3 protein-coding genes are annotated in these 2903 nt (G+C 71.5%); all 3 read right to left on the bottom strand.

Annotation, left to right across the window (positions count from 1 at the left end; all coding sequences use genetic code 11):
- Nucleotides 1–39 precede the first annotated feature (39 nt).
- Nucleotides 40–966 carry an NAD(+) diphosphatase gene (nudC, locus tag HMPREF3086_RS16325; protein ID WP_061228024.1) on the bottom strand — a complete coding sequence of 309 codons (927 nt, stop codon included), beginning with the start codon at nt 964–966 and terminating at the stop codon, nt 40–42.
- Nucleotides 967–1048: 82 nt separating this feature from the next.
- Nucleotides 1049–2128: a potassium channel family protein gene (locus tag HMPREF3086_RS16320; protein ID WP_061228025.1), complete on the bottom strand. Its 1080-nt coding sequence runs from the start codon at nt 2126–2128 to the stop codon at nt 1049–1051.
- Nucleotides 2129–2188: 60 nt separating this feature from the next.
- Nucleotides 2189–2903, bottom strand: a 715-nt coding sequence (locus HMPREF3086_RS16315; RefSeq protein ID WP_210401891.1) for a RecB family exonuclease, incomplete at its 5' end; no start/stop codon positions are given.

The raw sequence follows: 2903 nt of genomic DNA, 5'->3' as shown, positions 1-2903 counted from the left end.
GCCGCCGGCCCGGGACAGGGCCGACGGCGCCCCCTCGCGTCAGGCGCCGCCGTCGCGGTCGACGGCCGCGACCCAGGAGCGCAGCATGACGTGCGCGATGGACACCGGCGGGGCCACCATGAGGTCACCGCGACCGGCCAGCGCATCCCGAACCCGGTCGACATCGAACCAGGCGGCCTCACTGATCTCCTCGTCCTCGAGCAGGATCGGCGCCTCCGGGTCGGCGACGGCCTGGAACCCCACCATGAGTGAGCGCGGGAACGGCCACGGCTGACTGCCCAGGTAGCGGACGCGGTCCACGACCACACCGACCTCCTCGGCGACCTCGCGGCGCACGCACCCCTCGAGGGACTCGCCCGCTTCGACGAAACCGGCCACGTGCGAGTACATCCCCGCCGGCCACACGGGTTGCCGCGCGAGGAGGACCTGCCGGCCGCCGTCGTGGACGAGGCAGATCACGGCGGGATCGGTCCGCGGGTACTCGAGTCCGCCGTGGAAGGGGTCCTCGATGGCCCACCCCGCCTCCTTCCGGCGCGGGTGGTGGTCCGGCTGCCGGCCCCTGACGTTGTCGCGGTGCCACCCCAGCAGCGCCATGGCCTGCGCGGCCAATGATCCGTCGCCCTCGACCAGATCCGCCCCGCACGCGCGGAGGTTACTCACGGCGGGGCTGTCGGGCAGCTCGTCGACGAGCACGGCCCAGATGTGCCGGGCGTCGTCGGTGCGCCCGAGGAAGACCGCGTCCTCGGGCAGGCGATCGGCGTGGTCGCGGGCCGGCTCGAGCCGGATCCGCTTGCGGTCCCCCGCGGTCGGTTCGGTCGCGAACCGGTTCCGCCGGTCGACCCTCATGATCCGCGCCGAGGCCCATCCCGCCGCGAGTCCCTCCGCGTCCCGCCGGAGCGGGGCGGCCCTGTCGGGCGCGGCCACAGACAGCACAGGGTCGGAGTCCAGGGTGAAGTCCAGCGGCATTGTGAGGGGTCCGTTTCGCCGGTCGTGAGGGGCGCCGATCAGCGTAGTCCCGCGGGCCGATCGAACCGCGCCGACCCGATGATCAGCCGGAGACCATCCGGATGTAGAGCAACCGGTCGCCGGCCTCCAACGCGTCCGCCTCCGGCTCATTGACCTTGATCAGCTGGCCCTTGCGCACCACGCCCAGCACGAGCTCGGCCAGGTGCCGCGGCGAGCCGCCGACCTCGGACTCCTCCACGCGGCGCTCGGCGATCGAGAAACCTTCATCGGGCGTGAGCAGGTCCTCCATCATTCCCACGACTGTCGGGGTGATGGTGGCCAGGCCCAGTAGCCGGCCGGTGGTCTCGGCGGAGACCACGACCGAGTCGGCGCCGGACTGCTTGAGCAGGTGCTTGTTGTCGCTCTCACGGACAGTCGCGACGATCTTGGCATGGGGTGCCAGTTCGCGGGCGGTGAGCGTGACCAGCACCGCGGTGTCGTCGGAATTGGTGGCGACCACCACCGCCGAGGCGCGGGTGAGCCCGGCCAGTTTGAGCACGTCGGACCGGGTCGCCGACCCGTGGACGGTGACGAGTCCGTGCGCGGCTGCGGCTTTGATCGCCTGCGGGTCGGTGTCCACGACGACGATGTCGTCGGGAGCGATCTCGTCGGCGAGCATGGCGGCGACGGCCGACCTGCCCTTGGTGCCGTAGCCGACGACGACGGTGTGGTTGCGCACGACGCTCCTCCAACGCTGGATCTTCAGGGCCTGACGGGATTGTTCGGTGAGGACGGCGAGGGTGGTGCCGACGAGCAGGATGAGGAACACCAGGCGCAGGGGCGTGACGACGAGAGTGTTGATCAGACGTGCCTGCTGCGTGATCGGGGTGATGTCCCCGTAGCCGGTCGTGGAGAGCGAGACGGTGGCGTAGTAGAAGCAGTCAATCAGCGTCATCTCACCGTTCGGACCACCGCCTCCGGTGTAGCCGCCGCGGTCGGTCCACACGACGAGCACTCCCAGACAGAGCGCGACGAGGGCCATGAGGACGCGCTTGCCGATCAGCCGCCACGGGCTTCCGGCGTTCTCGGGGATGCTGACGACACCCACCAGGGCGTGGTCGGGGCTCTCGTCCAGTGGATCGTTGCCACGGAACCGGGACGCCAGTGCGCGCTTCTCGACCATGGGACTCCGTTTCCGCCGCGGACCCCCGCTGGGCCCGCCGTCATCGAGGAGAATCGTCGCCTATCGATCGCTGTCGGACAACAACCGACCCCGGCCGGGGCCCTCGGAGAGGATACGCAGCAATTCCTCGGCGTCGGGCAGGTCCGACGGTTCGATGGTCCGGCCGGAGCGCACGTAGTGGAACGCGGCGCGGACGGAACCCACCTCGACCGTCCGCCCCTGGCGGGCCCCGACGACCTTCGCCCACGCGTACCGGTAGACCGCCAGCTGGAGAGCAACGGCGGGCATGTCGCGTTCCGCGGGCACACGCCCTGTCTTCCAGTCCACGACGATCCATCCGTCGCCGTCGGCGAACACGGCGTCCATCCGTCCGCGCAGGAGGTGGCCGCCCAGGCCGACCTCGAAGGGCACCTCGACGGCCTCGGGCGTCATCCGCGCCCACCGCGACGCCTCGAACGCCTTCTGGAGGGCGGTGAGGTCCGCCTCGGACAACCCGTCGACGGCACCCTGGTCACCGGCACCGGGCAGATCGTCGATATCGAGCAGGTGGGTGGCGCCGTAGCGGTGCTCGAGCCAGGCGTGGAACCTGGTGCCGCGCCGCGCGAACCGGTCAGGGCGGAACGGCACGGGCCTGCGGAGGCGGTCGGCGAACTCGGCGGGGTCGGTCGCCATGGCGACGATCTCCCCGGCGGTGAGACGGCGCGGGAGGTGTACCTCGTCGCGGCGCTGCGCGGCCCGCCGCGCGTCGGCGAGCAGGGACGCCGCTGCCAGGTGC

Source organism: Dietzia sp. HMSC21D01, assembly GCF_001815995.1.
In the GTDB taxonomy this organism is placed as follows: domain Bacteria; phylum Actinomycetota; class Actinomycetes; order Mycobacteriales; family Mycobacteriaceae; genus Dietzia; species Dietzia cinnamea.
Note: the sequence above shows the minus strand (reverse complement) of the source record. Positions and strands in the feature narration are given on the sequence as shown.

Bases quoted from the DNA above. Each gene is read 5' to 3' on its own strand.
- HMPREF3086_RS16320 (WP_061228025.1), bottom strand. From the start codon at position 2,128: ATGGTCGAGAAGCGCGCACTGGCGTCCCGGTTCCGTGGCAACGATCCA.
- nudC (WP_061228024.1), bottom strand. From the start codon at position 966: ATGCCGCTGGACTTCACCCTGGACTCCGACCCTGTGCTGTCTGTGGCC.